Below are 13,680 nucleotides of genomic sequence, written 5' to 3'. Positions count from 1 at the left end.
GAGCACCGCGCTACAGGTCGTCGTGGGCCGCCGGCACGCCGTGGCGGACGCACCGGGGGCAGCAGTGCGGCCCGCCGGTGGTGCGTTCGCCGAACCATCCATACCGCCGCAGCACGCTCCAGGCGAGATCCCAACGGTGCAGGGCGGCCCCGAGACCGCGCAGGATCAGTCCACAGCCGTCGCATCGCAAACCGAAGTCGGTGCCGTCAACCGCGGTCATCATTGATGCCCCCTTGAACCGCCGTTCCGGTCGAACTCTCACCATCGTCACGCCGCTGCATTGCAACAATCCCTCGAAAATATGACAGCTGTACGACAACCTCACCCGACCAGCGCGTCGCCCAGCGGGGTGCGGCGATACAGCACCGACCGGCCGGACCTGGCGCGCTCCACCAGCCGGGCGCGGTGCAGGACGGCGAGGTGGTCGCCGACCGCGCCGGTGGCCATGCCGAGGGCCTGGGCGAGCTGGCTGGTGCTGGCCGGGTCGGCGAGGGTCACCAGGAGCACCGCCCGGGACCGGCCGAGCAGTGCCGACAGCGACGCGGGCGCCTCGGGCGGGCCGTGCTCCAGCAGGGTGCCGACGCCGCGGGCCGGGTAGACGACCGCCTTCGGCCACGGCTCGTCCGTGTAGAGGGCGAGCTGGGGCCAGACGAACACCGACGGCACGAGCAGCAGCCCGGCGCCGTCGAGCCCGATCTCGCGGCGCCCCCGGCCGATCACCTCGACCGCGCCGTCGCGCCACCGCACCTTCGGGTGCAGCCCGGCCAGGGCGGCGGCCCAGCCGGCCCGGCCGAGCTCGCCGACGCGGTGCACCACGTCGCGTTCGCACAGCAGGCGCAGCCGCGGCCAGTCGTCGGCGAGCAGCTCGGCCCACGCGGTGGACAGCAGCCCGGCCAGCCGCTCGACGACGTCGGGCCCGGTCAGGACCGCGCGCGCCGCGTCGGTGATGTCGCGCCGGCGCAGGTAGAAGTCGATCTCGGCGCGGACCGCCCCGGGTGGCGCGGCCCGCAGCTCGGCGAGGTCGTCGTCGATCGTCTGCCCGAGCGCCCGCGGCGGCGGGGAGAAGAACGTCGCACCCGACCGCGGCGCGTGCAGGGCCAGCACGGCGTCCATGACCGGGTCGGCGCGCAGCGGCGCGAACCGCGGGCGGAGCCGGGCCAGCCACGCCTCGGGCACGCCCTGGCGGTGCCGGCTGGCGAGGGCGCAGATCAGGTGGTGCAGCTCGAAGATCGGCGAGAGCGCGAACCGGGTGCGCAGCAGGTCCTCGGCCCCGACCACGAACCGTGGCATCCCCCGACCTTACGCCACACGGCGAATCAATCGCTGCCGCGCAGGCCCGGCCCGCACGCTCGTCACATGACTGTCGTCGACCGCCCCGCCACCTACCGCGAAGTGTTCGCGGAGGGGTCGTTCCGGGCCCTGTTCGCCGCCCGGACCGTGGCCATCGGCGCCACCACCCTGCAGATCTTCGCGCTGTCCGTGCTCGTCTACGCCAGCACCGGCTCACCGCTGCTGAGCGCCCTCGCGTTCGGTGCCGGGTTCCTGCCGCAGGTCGTCGGCGGCCTGCTGCTCGGCTCCCTGACCGACCGGCTGCGCGCCCGCCCGCTCATCGTGGCCGGCTACGCGGTCGAGGCGCTGCTGGCCGCCGCGCTGGGGCTGCTCGACCTGCCCGTCGCGGTCAGCCTGACGCTGGTCGCGGTCGTCGCCTGCGGCACACCCGTCTTCGCCGGCGCGGCCGCCCGGGTCATCGCCGAACGGCTGACCGGCGACGCGTACGTCCTCGGCCGGTCCGTGTCGAACATGTCCTCCTCGGCGGCGCAGCTGCTCGGGCTCGCCGGCGGTGGCGTCGCGGTGGCCGCCGTCGGACCACGCAACGCGCTGCTGTTCGCCGCCGGATGCCACGTGCTGGCCGCCGCAGTCGTCCGGTTCGGCCTGCCCACGGCCGGTCGAAGCGCGGCGAAATCGGGCGGGGCGGTCCGCGACAGCTGGACCGGAGCCGTCGCCCTGCTGTCCGACCGGACCATCCGGCGGCTGCTGCTGGCGCAATGGCTGCCGTCGGCGTTCGTCGCCGGCGCGGAGGCCCTCCTCGTCGCCTACGGCGCGAGCCGCGGGTTCCCGCCCGGGACCGGCGCCGTGCTCATGGCCGCGCCCGCGGTCGGCATGCTGGTCGGCAACTTCGCCGCCGGCCGGTTGATGCGCCCGTCGCTGCGGGAACGGTCCTCGCCGGCCTTCCTGCTGGTGCTCGGCACGCCACTGATCGGGCTGCTCGCCGCGCCGCCGCTGCCGCTGCTGGTGGCTCTGCTCGTCGTGGCGGGCACCGGCTTCGCCTACGGGCTGGGCCTGCAGCGGGCCTTCCTCGCCGCCGCCCCCGAGGACCGCCGGGGCCAGCTGTTCGCGCTGCTGTCGACCGGCCTGATGGCGCTGCAGGGCGTCGGACCGCTGCTGCTGGGCACCCTCGCCCAGCTCACCACGCCGGCCCTGGCGATCGCCGTCGCTGGTGTTGCCACGGTGCTGGTAGCGCCATCCCTGCGCCGTGCCCAAGACAGGGCGGCACCGCTCAGCTGACGGCCAGCCGGGCGGCGGTGACCGCGCTGTTGAAGGACACCTCGCTGAGCAGGCCCGGCGCGGCGACCAGGTCGCCGGCGAGGTACACGCCGTCGCCTCGGTCAACGGCCGGCCGGTCGTGCCAGGTGTGGCCCGGCAGGTCCAGCGCGCCGGAGCGACGGTTGGCGACCCCGTCGCGGCGCCAGGTGGTGCGGGCACGCCAGCCGGGCACGGCCAGGTCGACCAGCGCCTCCAGCCGGGCCAGCCCGGCGGCCTTGCCTTCGCCGTCGAGCAGCGGCAGCTGCGCCTGCACCAGGGACTCGCCGGCCGGCGCCAGGCTCGGATCCGGCAGGGTGTAGCGCTCCAGCCAGCCCGCCGCGTCCAGGTCGGACACGACGAAGGCGTCCCGGCAGTCGGCGCGCACCGCGAGGTCCAGCAGCACCGCCCGGCCGCTGGGCACGGCCGGCAGCGCGGTGCCCAGCAGGCGGGCCGCCGCGTCGAGTGTGGTGGCCACGACGACCGGGGGCGTGGGCAGTTCGGTGACGCGGGCACCCGTTTCGATGGTGACGCCGAGGGTCCGGGCGTACGCGGCGAGGCGGTCGATGAGCCCGTTCCAGCCGCCGGTGAGGTACCGGGCCGGTGGGCTCGGCGCGAAGACCCGCAGCAGCCGCGGCCAGACGAACGCCGCCGACAGCCGGCCCGGGTCGGCGTCGAAGGTCGCCACGCCCATGAGGTTCGACGCGGCCGATGCCGCCGCCTCGCCGTGCCGGTGGCTGATCCAGGTGCGGAAGTCGACGTCGACCGGGGCGCTGCGGCGGCGCCGTGCCAGGACCGGCAGCAGCGCGGCCGGCGGGGTGCGGCGCAATCGGCCGCCGTGCCGGAAGCGGAAACCGGCGAGGCCGGACAACGGCACCCCGGACGACCGGCCGATCAGGTCGCGACCGGCGAGCCACCGCCACCACGGTCCGTCGCGGTACAGCACGTGCGGGCCGTCATGGGCGACGTACGGGCCCGCGGTGGCCCGGGCACGCCCGCCGAGCGTGTGATGCGCCTCCAGGAGCCGGACCCGCGCTCCGGCCTCGGCGCAGGTGACGGCGGCGACAAGGCCGGCGAACCCGCCGCCGACCACGGTGATCCTCTGCATGCCCGGGTGACGACGTAGGCCACAATCGTGTGACATGGACGATGGCGAGCAGCACCGCCGCTACCTGTTCGCGGTCGCCTACCGGCTGCTCGGCAGCGCCGGCGACGCCGAGGACGCCGTGCAGGAGGCGTTGCTGCGCTGGCACGCGTCGCAGGCCGACGTGGCGAACCCGCGGGCCTGGCTGACCACCGTGACGTCGCGGATCTGCCTGGACCTGCTGGGTTCGGCCCGGGCCCGGCGCGAGACCTACCCCGGCACCTGGCTGCCCGAGCCGCTGCCCGGCTACGACGACACGGACCTGGGCGACGCGGCCGCGCTGCGGGAGTCGGTGCGCACCGCGGTCCTGCTGGTGCTGGAGAGCCTCTCGCCCGCCGAGCGGGTCGCGTTCGTGCTGCACGACGCGTTCGGCATGGACTTCGACCGGCTCGCGGCCGTCGTCGACCGGACCCCGGCGGCGTGCCGGCAGCTCGCGTCGCGGGCCCGCCGTCGGGTCCGCGCCGAGGCCCCGGCGCGCGAACCGGTCTCCGCCGAGGAGCACCGGCGGGTCACGGCCGCGTTCCTCAAGGCGGCCACGGACGGCGACCTCACCGAACTGGTGAGCCTGCTGGACCCGCGGGTCGTGCTGCGCTCCGACGGCGGCGGCGAGGTGCTCGCCGCGCGGGTGCCGGTGCTCGGTCCGGAGCGGGTGCTGACGCTGTTGTCCGGGCTGGGCCGCCGCTACGCGGGGGTCCAGGCCCGGCCGGTCCGGCTGGCCGGCGGGGCCGGCTTCACGCTCGAGCTCGGCGGGACCCTGATCGGCGTGATCGGCATCGAGCTCGCGGGCGGCCGGATCACCGAACTGAACCTGGTGGTCAACCCGGCGAAGCTGCGGAGGCCGGCCTGAACCGGCTCAGGTGTCGCGGTCCGCGATCCAGGTGAACCGGTCCGGGCCTGCGCCGGGACGGTCGCGGAACACCCACCAGCGCGAGGCGACGTAGGTGAACACGGCGACGGTGCCGGACGCGGCGAGGCGGGCGACGCGGAAGTCCAGGCCCAGCGCGGCAAGTCCGGAGGACACACCGACGGTCAGCAGGTAGTCGCCGACCGCGACGAGCGCATACCGCAGCGCCTGCCGGCCCACCGGCGCGTGGGACCGGAAGTTGACGGTGCGGTTGAGCGCGAAGTTGAGCCCGAAGGCGACGAGGTACGCGATCGAGACCGCCACCGGCAGCGGCAGTCCGGTCGTCCGCCGGAGCAGGACCAGCAGCGCCAGGTCGACGGACAGCGTGAACCCGCCGAGCATCGCGAATCCGACCAGGTCGCGTGGCAGGAACCGGCGCAGTCGCGGCGGCAGCCGGTCGACCCAGCCGGTCAGCAGGTCGCCGGTGCGTTCGGCCAGCCGGGTCGCGCCCATACGGCAGATCCTGCCGCACGGTCCCGGCGCCGAAGTGTCCACCCGGTGACGTCCGGATCACGGACCCGCGGCGGATCACGGGCCGCTTCGAATCACGGGCCGCTTCGGTTCACGGGCTGCCTCGGTTCACGGGCCGCTTCGGTTCACGGACCCGCTTCGGTGGCGCGCAGTGCGAGCATGGCGAGGCGGACCCGGTTGGGGCTGCCGGTCTTCGTCATCAGGCTGGTCACGTGCGACTTGACCGTGGTGACGCCCAGGTGGAGCTGCTCGGCGATCTCCTGGTTGGACAGGCCCGCCGCGATCAGGCGGAGCACGTCGCGCTCCCGGGGGGTCAGCCTCGGCAGTTCACCGCCCGGCGCCGGCTGGCGGGAGCGGACGGCCCGGTCCACCAGGCGGCGCAGCACCCCGGGGCTGAACGGGCTGTCCCCCTCAGCGGCCCGGTGGATCCCGGCGAGGAGGTCGGCGGGCGCGGCGTCCTTGACCAGGAAGCCGCAGGCGCCGGCGGCGAGCGCCGGGTACAGGTGGTCGTCGTCGTCGAACGTGGTGACGACCACGACCCGGCAGGCGGGGTGCGCGGCCCGGATCCGTGCGGTGGCGGTGGTGCCGTCCATGCCGGGCATCCGCAGGTCCATCATCACGACGTCGGGGCGCAGCTCGTCGACGAGCCGCACGGCGTCGCGGCCGTTGTCGGCCTCGGCGACGACGTCGATGCCCGGATCGGACTCGCACAGCATGCGCAGGCCGGCCCGGACGAGGTGCTGGTCGTCGACGAGGAGCACCCGGATCATGCCGGCTGCTCCGTCCGGGCGGAGGTCGCCGGTGGCGGCAGCTCCGCCCGGATCCGCCAGCCGGCCCCGGCCGCGATCGGGGCGGCCTCGAACGTGCCGCCGACCACCTCGACCCGCTCGCGCAGCCCGATGATGCCGTGCCCGGTGCCGTGGCCGTCGCTGTCGGCCGAGGCGCCGGGACCGTCGTCGGTGATCTCGCACTCCAGCGTCTGCTCCCGCATCGTCAGGCGCACCCGGGCGCGGGCCGCCGGGCCGGCGTGGCGGGCCACGTTCGTGAGGCCCTCCTGCACCAGCCGCAGCACCGCCAGGCTGCGGATCGCGTCCAATGTGGACACGGCGGGGTCGACGGCCGTCTCCACGGTCACGCCGCCGCGCCGGGCGCGGTCCACGGCCGCCTCGATCCCGGCCGGCAGCGCGGCCGGCTCGATCGACATGACGGCTGCCTCGCCGACCGGTGCGTGCGGGTCGCGCAGCAGGACGAGCAGCCGGCGCAGGTCGGCGAGGGCGGCGCTGCCGGTGGCGTGCACGTCGTCGAGGACGGCGCCGGTCCGCGGGTCGGTGCCGGCGAGCACGTGCCGGGCCACGCCGACCCGCAGCACGATCGAGGCGACATGGTGGGCCAGCACGTCGTGCAGCTCCCGGGCGATCGCCGTGCGCTCGTCGGCGCGGGCGGCGCGGGTGTCCGCGTGCCGGCGCTGCTCCTCCGCCTCCGCCCGCTCCTGCGCCTGCCGGGCGATCCGGCGGGCCGCGCGGATGTTGGCGCCGAACAGGACCGGCACGCCGACCAGGATGACGACGTTGAACAGCACCCCGACGGTCCCGCCCGGCAGCAGCCGCCAGTCGTCGGCCACGTGCACGAGGCTCAGCGCGGCGACGGCGGCACCGAGGCGCCGGCCCGGCACCCGCAGCGCCAGCTCGAGGACCGCCCAGCTGGCGCCGACCGCCGGCACGACCGGCTCCGCGGGTGACCAGGTGTCGGCGACGGCGAGCACGGCGGCGAGCGCGAGCGCACCCGCCAGGGGCCACCGGGCGCAGCCGACCGTCAGCAGCACCGCCGCGGCGTCGGTCGCCCAGGTGATCCAGGTCCGTGGTTCGGCCGGGTCGCGCAGCAGCACAACGTACCCGAGGCCGGCGAGGGCGAGCAGGAGGAGGCGCCGCACGGCGTACCGCTCGTCGAACAGCCGGGTGAGCACCGCCTCACCATAGGGGGTCATCGGTGCGGCGTCCGCAGCACCGACGCCGCACCGACGCCCACCGCCACGGTCAGCAGCCCGAGCGCCGCCCAGGTCGCCGCGTCGGGGCGCAGCAACGGCTGGCCGCGCAGCGCCTGCCAGGTGAGCAGGACGATCAGCCCGACGTAGCCGGCCGCGCCGACCAGCACGAGGCGGAACCGGCGCCCGGCCGACACCCCCAGGACCATCGCCAGCAGCGGCAACGCCTGCAGCCCGTGCATGCCCACGAAGTGCGGGATCCGCAGGTCGCCGCCGGTCAGGCTCCACCCGGTCAGCGGCATCCCCGGTCCCCCGTCGGGCACGCCGACGCTGTGCGCGCCGACGACCGTCTCGACGTCGGCCGACGCCTGCTCCGGGGTGGGCCTGAGCATCAGCAGGCCCACCGCCATGCCCCCGAGGGCGACGAGGACGCCCAGCCGCACGGCCCACCGGCTGGCCGGGTCACCGATCGGGCTGAAGAACAGCACCACTGCCAGGACCAGGGTGGCGACCCACAGCACGCCGATGGTGATGCCCATCCACATCCACAGCGTGTCGTCGAGGTCGGTCGCCACGTTGTAGTGGCTCAACCGCCCCCGCGCCGCCTGGAGCACGATGATGCCGACCTCGGCGAGACCGGCGACGGCGACCGCGGTGCCGGCCGCTGCGGCGATCCGGCGGCCGCGGGTCACCAGCGACAGCATCCAGGCGAGGGTCAGCGCGTAGACGCCGAACGAGAGGCCGAACTTCAGCGGCTTGAGCCAGACCGACACCCCGAGCAGGCGGCGGTCGTCCACCAGCAGGCCGACGACGCAGACCAGGACCAGGAGCGCCATGACGGCGGCGAGCGCGAGCAGCGGCCGGTGCCACCGCAGCGCCGGGCGAAGATTCATCATGCCCTCGACGATCCCGAGCGCCGCAGCCCCGCACCTCCTGCCCGGCGCCGCACCCACGGCCCGCGGATGGTGGTGCGCCTCCTACCAAAGGAGGAGGCGGCTGTCCCACGACGTCGAGTTCGACGAGGTGGCGCCACGATCGACCGCGTCGCGTCGGACATGACGGGCGACCCCTGACACACGGTGGCAAAATGGGCGAGCGTGGCCGACTACCCGCACCTGCTGCACACCGTGCTGGACACCACCGACGCGCGGGGGCTCGCCGAGTTCTACCGGCAGCTCCTGGGCCTGCGGTACCGGCCTGGCGACGAACCGGGCGGCGACGACAAGGACTGGCTCGTCCTCGTCGACGCGGCCGGCACGCGAAAGCTCGCGTTCCAGCAGGTCGACCGGCTGGAGCCGACGACGTGGCCGGACCACACCGTGCCGATGCAGCTGCACCTCGACTTCACCGTGCCCAGCGTCGAGGAACTGGAGCGCCAGCGGCAGCGGGCCGAGGCCCTCGGCGCCCGGCTGGCGCTGGACCGGACCGCCGACGCCGGTGAGCCGCTGTACGTGTTCCGGGACCCGTCCGGACACCCGTTCTGCATCTTCGTTGGCTGAGGCCGTCCGCTGGCTGGCCGGCCGGCGAATGGACGGCCCGGTGCGGGGTAACCACCGGGCATGGCTACCCACAGGCAGAAAACGAACGAACTGGACGCCGCCGACCGCAACGCCATGAAGGACAGTGCCTTCGCGTTCCCGCGGCTGCGTAAGGAACCGCTCAACGACGCCTCGCACGTGCGGAACGCGATCGCCCGGTTCGACCAGGTCCGCGACGCCACCGACGCGGAACGCGACGAGGCGTTCCGCCGGATCAAGCGGGCCGCGAAGCGGCACGGCGTGGACGTGACCGAGTCCCGCTGGCAGGAGCTCGGCAAGCCCCGCGCCGCGGCGAGGGCACCGCGCGATCAGAAGGCACCGCGCAACCGACCCCGGTCGGAGCGCTCACGGGACGAGCTGTACGCCGAGGCGAAGCGCCGCAACGTCAGGGGCCGCTCCACGATGACGAAATCCCAGCTGACGGACGCGCTCAAGTGACGGTGACGGGCGCGTTCAAGCGCGGCTGACCGGCCGGAGGGTGCTGTGCCCGGTCCCCTCCGGCGGCGAGCGGTGAACTGCACGGCGGTCCTGGACCGCGCCGGCCTGGAGCGCTACTACGCCCGCCCCAGGTCCGGCTCAGCCGGACTTGCTGGACTTGCCGGGCTCGACGCGGGCGTCCACACCAGGGAAGACCAGCGCGTCGTTGCCGGTGTCCAGCCAGTGCACCTCGTACGGCGGGGTGCCGTCGTCGTGCCGCAGCGCGGTCACCACCCCGACCCGGCGGTGGTCCCCGACGTGGGTGCCTTCCTCGATGATCCGGTCGCCGACCTTCGCCTTCATCGTCATCTCCTTGACGTCGTCAGTCTGTCGGTCATGACCTTCCCCGCCCTGCAGGCTGTAACCCCGGGCGAACCGCGGTGCGTGTTCGGATCGGATGCCGACGCCGATGAGGTACGCCGGCACGACGGACAGTCGCGGAAATCGCCGCAGCAGGGCGAGGACGGCCGCGGGTGGGCCGACCCGCCGGCCGGCGATCGCCGGTGCGATCAGTCCCCGGTGCAGGAGCCGCTGCATGGCCTGCACGGCGACGGTCGGCAGGAGCCGGCGGGCGCGGACCGCGGCGAGCGCCGCCGGGGTTGGCGGGCCGTGCCGCAGCGGGCCGGCGAGCAGGGTCGCGGCGGCGACGGCGTCCTGCACCGCGAGGTTGATGCCGACACCGCCGACGGGTGACATCGCGTGCGCCGCGTCGCCGATGCACAGCAGGCCGTCGGTATGCCAGCGGCGGAGCCGGTTCAGCCGCACGTCGAGGTGCTTGACGTCGTCCATCGACGCCAGCGCGCCGAGCCGGTCGGCCACCTCGGGCAGGAGCGCCGCCAGGTCCCGCCGGAAGTGCTCGATCCCGGCCGCGCGCAGCCGCTGGTCGGCGCCCTTCTCCGCGAGGTAGGCGATCTGCAGGTACCCCGCCCGCGGGATCACCACGGCGAGCCGGCCCAGTGCGGCGCGTGGTGTGAGTGCGTTGCCGTCCTGCGGCAGCCGGGGCAGACGGAACCACCAGGCGTCCATCGGCACCGGGAACTCGCGGGGTTGCAGGCGCGCGTCGGTGTGCGCGATCGACCAGCGGCCGTCGCAGGCCACGGTCAGCGCCGCCGGCAGTTCCCCGGTGGTGCCGTCCGCGGTGCGGTACCGGACCCCCCGCACCCGGCCCGACTCGTTGATGAGTCCGGTCACCTCGGTGTTCATCCGCAGCGTGAAGGACGGCTCCTGCCGCGCCGCGTCGGCAAGCAGGTTGAGCAGATCCCATTGCGGCACCATGGCGATGTACGGGTGCGGCTGCCGCAACCGGCGCAGGTCGGCCAGGACCACGGACCGGTGGGCGTCGACGGGCCAGCGGATCTCGTCCAGCCGGCTGTGCGGCAGCTCCTCGAACCGCCGCCCCAGGCCGAGCTCGTCGAGCAGCCGCAGGGTGGACGGGTGCACGGTGTCGCCACGGAAGTCCCGGAGGAAGTCGCCGTGCCGCTCGAGCACCTCCACCCGCACGCCGGCGCGGGCCAGCAGCAGTCCGAGCATCATGCCCGCCGGGCCGCCTCCGATGATGACGCAGGTGGGATCGGCCATTTCGGTGGCCTACCCACCGGTCCCCCGTCCATGCCGGCCGCCTCACCCGGGCGTCCGGAGGGCCTCGCCCGGATGGTGATCCTCGCGGGCCGGGCCGGGTGGAGTTCGGGCACCCGCGTCGCTGCGGCCCGTGAAGCTGCCAGATTGGCGGGCAAAGCGGCGTGCGGCGCCGCAGCACATCGCGTGGGAAGGAGGGGCGATGGTGGCGCACGAGGTGCGGCGGCACCGGGCACCACGCCGGTTCGGCCGGCTGGGACTCGCCACGGCCGGGGTGGCGTGCCTCGGCGCGGGTGCCGTCAGTGTCTGGCTGCTCGTCCAGTCCGTCGCCGGGCTCTATCGCGCCCCGGCCGGTGGGTCGGTGCCGGAGTCGGCGGAGGTCACTGGGGTGGCCGCCGACGCGAGGTCCGCCGCACCGACGGACCGGGCCGTCTTCCCCGAGCTCCGCGGCCTGAAGTGCGGCCAGGCGTTGCAGCGGCTGCGGCTGCTGGGGTTCGAGCGGGTGACGCTGGTGTCGGTGGACCTGAAGATCGTCGACGTCAGCGCGCCGAACGACTGGTCCGTCGCCGCCGAGGCCGCGACGCCGAACCTGGCCGGCGAGGTGGTCGCCCTGCACTCGCTGATCACCGTGCGGTGCCAGTGGGACGGCGCGGGCATCGTGACACCGCCCGCCGACCCGCACGCACGGCGCGCGGCGTGACCCAGCCCGCCGACCCGCTGCCAGTGACGGGCCGGGCCGGTCAGCCGCGCTGGACGGTGCTCTCGATCAGGTCATGGCCCAGGTCGAACCGGATGCCGTCGGGGTTGGTGAGACGCGAGTCGGCGTACCACGTCTGGTCGGCCTCCGGATGGGGACCGACGACGCCGACCCGCCCGGCGCCGTAACCGGTGACGACGGCCGCGGCACCGCCGGTGCCGTACGTGGCCAGGACGGTGGCGTCGGCACTGGTCCGGGGGCGGAACAGCGCGCCGTCCTGGAAGTACATGTGCCGCCGCCGCCCCCGCCAGTCCACCTCGACGACGGTGTCGTCCGGCTCGTGGACGGCGGCCTCGGCGCTGTAGATGTAGCCCTCGACGCCGACCCCGATGAGCAGACCGAACCCGGGGTCGGCGCCGGCGAGGTACGCGCCCAGGCAGAACCCGAGGTAGCTCCCGCCGTTGTGGACGAATGCGCGGACGTCGTCGGCGGTGGTGCGCAGGCGCCGCCACGCCTGCCGGACGTCGCCGCCGCCGGGCTGCGCGTACACCGCGGCACCGGCGAGCGTGGCCGCCGACACCTGGAGCGCCTCGCCGGGGCCGCAGAACTCGGTGCGGAACCGGGTCGGTGTGCCGCGCAGCAGCGCCGCCACCGCCTCGGAGCAGCCGGCGCAGGACGCCGGGCCGCGGTAGACGAGCGCGAGGGGCCGGTCACCGGACAGGACGGCGTATCCGGCCCCGGCCACCCCACCCAGCGCGGCGAGGACCCCGGCGGCGCCCGCGCCGAACAGCAGGCGCCGCCGGTTCACCGGCCGCTGGCTCATGCGCCGGTGGCTCACGGCCCGGCACCCGGCAGTGACCGGCGGCGCGCGGTGCGGCGCCGGCCGTCTTCCGAGCGGTGCGGCCGGCGCGGCGCCGGCGGCTTCACCGAACCGGCGACCCCCACGGGCGGCAACAGCACCGCCGTGACCGGTCGGACCACGGCGGTCCTGGCCGCGACCCGGGACGCGGTCCAGCGCCGGGCGCGGGTGGCCAGCGCGGTGACCGTGGCCTCGAGCGGCCCCCGCCCGACCGTGGCGCGGACCGCCAGGGCGATCAGCACCGCCCCGATGACCTGCACGAGGCAGCCGGTGCCGGCGCTGTACGTGTCGAACTCCGAGTTGATGAACAGGACGTGCGCGGTGTAGAAGGTCAGCGTCATGCTCCCCACCGCGGCGACCGCCGCCAGCACGACCGTGCACAGTGGACGCAGGATCCGGTGCCGGACGTGCCCGGCGAGCAGCAGCAGGCCCAGCACGGCGATCGCGCAGCCGCCGGAGCCCAGGATCTCGAACGAGGTGCTGGTGTGCGGGCCGTTCACCGCCAGCCACCACCACGTCGAGGACGGCGTGAAGCCGTCGCCGCCGAACTTGAGCAGCTCGGTCGTCTCCGCCTCGGTCAGTCCGCTGCCGGGTTGCGCGGCCCAGATGTGCGCAAGCCCGCCGAAGCGGTGCAGCAGCAGCGCCGAGACGGCGTTGGCCCAGACGGCGACGACCGTCCCGCCGGCGACGAGCAGCGCGGCGAACCGCGGCCTGGTCAGGTCCGACCGGCCGATGACGAGGCCGGCGCACACGTACGCCAGCCACGTCGGCGACGGGTAGAACCCGGTGAGGGTCAGTTCGGTCAGCATCCCGACCGGGTCCCCGACGAGCCGGCTGAACGACGGGTCGCCCAGCGACGGCTCCGGCAAGTGGGGCAGCAGGACATGGTTGACGAACGGCCCGACGGTCGCCAGCAGCACCCCGATCATCGCGACGACCCGGGTGCGCAGGAACACCAGTGGGATCGCGAGCAGGAACACCACCCCGTAGTACGGCAGGATCACCGCGTCCAGAACCGTGTCGGCGGCGCACACCAGGAAGCCGATCGCGGCGATGACGAGACCCCGGGTCGCGATCATCGCTGCGACCGCGGGACGGTCGGCGCGGCTGACCTGACGGCGGCCGGTCACGAACGCGATGCCGACGCCGACGAGCAGCGCGAACGCGGCCGCGGCCCGCCCGCTGAAGGCCGTCGCCGACCAGGTCGGGTTACCGGCCGCGTCGGCCTCGTACAGCGCGTGCAGGCAGATCATGCCGAGCAGTGCCACGCCCCGGGCGGCGTCGACCCCGGCCAGCCGGGGCCGCTTGACCGGCACCGGCACCTGCACCACCGCCGCGTCGCTGGCCGGCGGGTCCAGGACCGCGGTCATGCCGCCACCTCCGCTGCGCTCCGGCGTCGGCCTGACCCAACCCTGCCACATGATGACCGGCCCGAGACGCTGCGCTGGCCGGTC

General features: G+C 75.0%; 15 protein-coding genes. 5 read left to right on the top strand and 10 right to left on the bottom strand.

The window, feature by feature from the left end; all coding sequences use genetic code 11:
- Positions 1–10: 10 nt before the first annotated feature.
- Both ACFPIJ_RS09255 and ACFPIJ_RS09250 read right to left on the bottom strand, forming a co-directional pair.
- On the bottom strand, positions 11–223 hold the full coding sequence (locus tag ACFPIJ_RS09255; protein ID WP_380114270.1) for a hypothetical protein: 213 nt from the start codon (positions 221–223) through the stop codon (positions 11–13).
- A 98-nt stretch (positions 224–321) separates the two neighbouring features.
- Entirely contained in the window at positions 322–1,290 is a 969-nt protein-coding gene (locus ACFPIJ_RS09250) for an ArsR/SmtB family transcription factor (protein ID WP_380114269.1), read from the bottom strand.
- A gap of 66 nt (positions 1,291–1,356) precedes the next feature.
- On the opposite strand from ACFPIJ_RS09250, the gene ACFPIJ_RS09245 reads away from it, so the two are divergent.
- Positions 1,357–2,565 carry an MFS transporter gene (locus ACFPIJ_RS09245; protein ID WP_380114268.1) on the top strand — a complete coding sequence of 403 codons (1,209 nt, stop codon included), beginning with the start codon at positions 1,357–1,359 and terminating at the stop codon, positions 2,563–2,565.
- Here the strand turns inward: ACFPIJ_RS09245 and ACFPIJ_RS09240 are convergent.
- A complete protein-coding gene (locus ACFPIJ_RS09240; protein ID WP_380114267.1) occupies positions 2,558–3,688 on the bottom strand; it encodes an FAD-dependent oxidoreductase in 1,131 nt (376 codons plus the stop codon). The genes ACFPIJ_RS09245 and ACFPIJ_RS09240 overlap by 8 nt on opposite strands.
- Positions 3,689–3,722: 34 nt before the next feature.
- On the opposite strand from ACFPIJ_RS09240, the gene sigJ reads away from it, so the two are divergent.
- Complete coding sequence (sigJ, locus tag ACFPIJ_RS09235) at positions 3,723–4,571, top strand: RNA polymerase sigma factor SigJ (protein WP_380114266.1); 849 nt, start codon at positions 3,723–3,725, stop codon at positions 4,569–4,571.
- A gap of 6 nt (positions 4,572–4,577) precedes the next feature.
- Here sigJ and ACFPIJ_RS09230 read toward each other — a convergent pair whose 3' ends face one another.
- The 4 genes from ACFPIJ_RS09230 to ACFPIJ_RS09215 form a co-directional block, all read right to left on the bottom strand.
- A complete protein-coding gene (locus tag ACFPIJ_RS09230; RefSeq protein ID WP_380114265.1) occupies positions 4,578–5,081 on the bottom strand; it encodes a GtrA family protein in 504 nt (167 codons plus the stop codon).
- A gap of 143 nt (positions 5,082–5,224) precedes the next feature.
- Entirely contained in the window at positions 5,225–5,869 is a 645-nt protein-coding gene (locus ACFPIJ_RS09225; RefSeq protein ID WP_380114264.1) for a response regulator, read from the bottom strand.
- Entirely contained in the window at positions 5,866–7,083 is a 1,218-nt protein-coding gene (locus ACFPIJ_RS09220; protein WP_380114263.1) for a sensor histidine kinase, read from the bottom strand. Before ACFPIJ_RS09220 ends, ACFPIJ_RS09225 begins: the two co-directional genes overlap by 4 nt.
- Positions 7,080–7,976, bottom strand: coding sequence for a hypothetical protein (locus ACFPIJ_RS09215; RefSeq protein WP_380114262.1), 897 nt, complete (start codon positions 7,974–7,976; stop codon positions 7,080–7,082). The genes ACFPIJ_RS09220 and ACFPIJ_RS09215 overlap by 4 nt, the downstream gene beginning before the upstream one ends.
- 201 nt (positions 7,977–8,177) lie before the next feature.
- On the opposite strand from ACFPIJ_RS09215, the gene ACFPIJ_RS09210 reads away from it, so the two are divergent.
- On the top strand, positions 8,178–8,579 hold the full coding sequence (locus ACFPIJ_RS09210) for a VOC family protein (protein ID WP_380114261.1): 402 nt from the start codon (positions 8,178–8,180) through the stop codon (positions 8,577–8,579).
- Between the two features lie 60 nt (positions 8,580–8,639).
- Positions 8,640–9,056, top strand: coding sequence for a DUF6582 domain-containing protein (locus ACFPIJ_RS09205; RefSeq protein WP_380114260.1), 417 nt, complete (start codon positions 8,640–8,642; stop codon positions 9,054–9,056).
- A 138-nt stretch (positions 9,057–9,194) separates the two neighbouring features.
- Here ACFPIJ_RS09205 and ACFPIJ_RS09200 read toward each other — a convergent pair whose 3' ends face one another.
- A complete protein-coding gene (locus tag ACFPIJ_RS09200) occupies positions 9,195–10,673 on the bottom strand; it encodes an FAD-dependent oxidoreductase (RefSeq protein ID WP_380114259.1) in 1,479 nt (492 codons plus the stop codon).
- 199 nt (positions 10,674–10,872) lie between these two features.
- On the opposite strand from ACFPIJ_RS09200, the gene ACFPIJ_RS09195 reads away from it, so the two are divergent.
- Positions 10,873–11,370: a hypothetical protein gene (locus ACFPIJ_RS09195; RefSeq protein WP_380114258.1), complete on the top strand. Its 498-nt coding sequence runs from the start codon at positions 10,873–10,875 to the stop codon at positions 11,368–11,370.
- Positions 11,371–11,410: 40 nt separating this feature from the next.
- On the opposite strand, the gene ACFPIJ_RS09190 is transcribed toward ACFPIJ_RS09195, so the two are convergent.
- Both ACFPIJ_RS09190 and ACFPIJ_RS09185 read right to left on the bottom strand, forming a co-directional pair.
- Positions 11,411–12,190, bottom strand: a complete 780-nt coding sequence (locus ACFPIJ_RS09190) for a BPL-N domain-containing protein (RefSeq protein WP_380114257.1) — start codon at positions 12,188–12,190, stop codon at positions 11,411–11,413.
- Between the two features lie 11 nt (positions 12,191–12,201).
- Positions 12,202–13,596 (bottom strand): heparan-alpha-glucosaminide N-acetyltransferase domain-containing protein, encoded by a 1,395-nt coding sequence (locus ACFPIJ_RS09185; RefSeq protein WP_380114256.1) that lies wholly within the window; start codon positions 13,594–13,596, stop codon positions 12,202–12,204.
- Positions 13,597–13,680 lie beyond the last annotated feature (84 nt).

The sequence above is a fragment of the Dactylosporangium cerinum genome (assembly GCF_042653625.1).
In the GTDB taxonomy this organism is placed as follows: Bacteria; Actinomycetota; Actinomycetes; order Mycobacteriales; family Micromonosporaceae; genus Dactylosporangium; species Dactylosporangium cerinum.
Note: the sequence above shows the minus strand (reverse complement) of the source record. Positions and strands in the feature narration are given on the sequence as shown.

Bases quoted from the DNA above. Each gene is read 5' to 3' on its own strand.
- ACFPIJ_RS09255 (WP_380114270.1), bottom strand. From the start codon at position 223: ATGATGACCGCGGTTGACGGCACCGACTTCGGTTTGCGATGCGACGGC.
- ACFPIJ_RS09250 (WP_380114269.1), bottom strand. From the start codon at position 1,290: ATGCCACGGTTCGTGGTCGGGGCCGAGGACCTGCTGCGCACCCGGTTC.
- ACFPIJ_RS09245 (WP_380114268.1), top strand. From the start codon at position 1,357: ATGACTGTCGTCGACCGCCCCGCCACCTACCGCGAAGTGTTCGCGGAG.
- ACFPIJ_RS09240 (WP_380114267.1), bottom strand. From the start codon at position 3,688: ATGCAGAGGATCACCGTGGTCGGCGGCGGGTTCGCCGGCCTTGTCGCC.
- sigJ (WP_380114266.1), top strand. From the start codon at position 3,723: ATGGACGATGGCGAGCAGCACCGCCGCTACCTGTTCGCGGTCGCCTAC.
- ACFPIJ_RS09230 (WP_380114265.1), bottom strand. From the start codon at position 5,081: ATGGGCGCGACCCGGCTGGCCGAACGCACCGGCGACCTGCTGACCGGC.
- ACFPIJ_RS09225 (WP_380114264.1), bottom strand. From the start codon at position 5,869: ATGATCCGGGTGCTCCTCGTCGACGACCAGCACCTCGTCCGGGCCGGC.
- ACFPIJ_RS09220 (WP_380114263.1), bottom strand. From the start codon at position 7,083: ATGACCCCCTATGGTGAGGCGGTGCTCACCCGGCTGTTCGACGAGCGG.
- ACFPIJ_RS09215 (WP_380114262.1), bottom strand. From the start codon at position 7,976: ATGATGAATCTTCGCCCGGCGCTGCGGTGGCACCGGCCGCTGCTCGCG.
- ACFPIJ_RS09205 (WP_380114260.1), top strand. From the start codon at position 8,640: ATGGCTACCCACAGGCAGAAAACGAACGAACTGGACGCCGCCGACCGC.
- ACFPIJ_RS09200 (WP_380114259.1), bottom strand. From the start codon at position 10,673: ATGGCCGATCCCACCTGCGTCATCATCGGAGGCGGCCCGGCGGGCATG.
- ACFPIJ_RS09195 (WP_380114258.1), top strand. From the start codon at position 10,873: ATGGTGGCGCACGAGGTGCGGCGGCACCGGGCACCACGCCGGTTCGGC.
- ACFPIJ_RS09190 (WP_380114257.1), bottom strand. From the start codon at position 12,190: ATGAGCCAGCGGCCGGTGAACCGGCGGCGCCTGCTGTTCGGCGCGGGC.
- ACFPIJ_RS09185 (WP_380114256.1), bottom strand. From the start codon at position 13,596: ATGACCGCGGTCCTGGACCCGCCGGCCAGCGACGCGGCGGTGGTGCAG.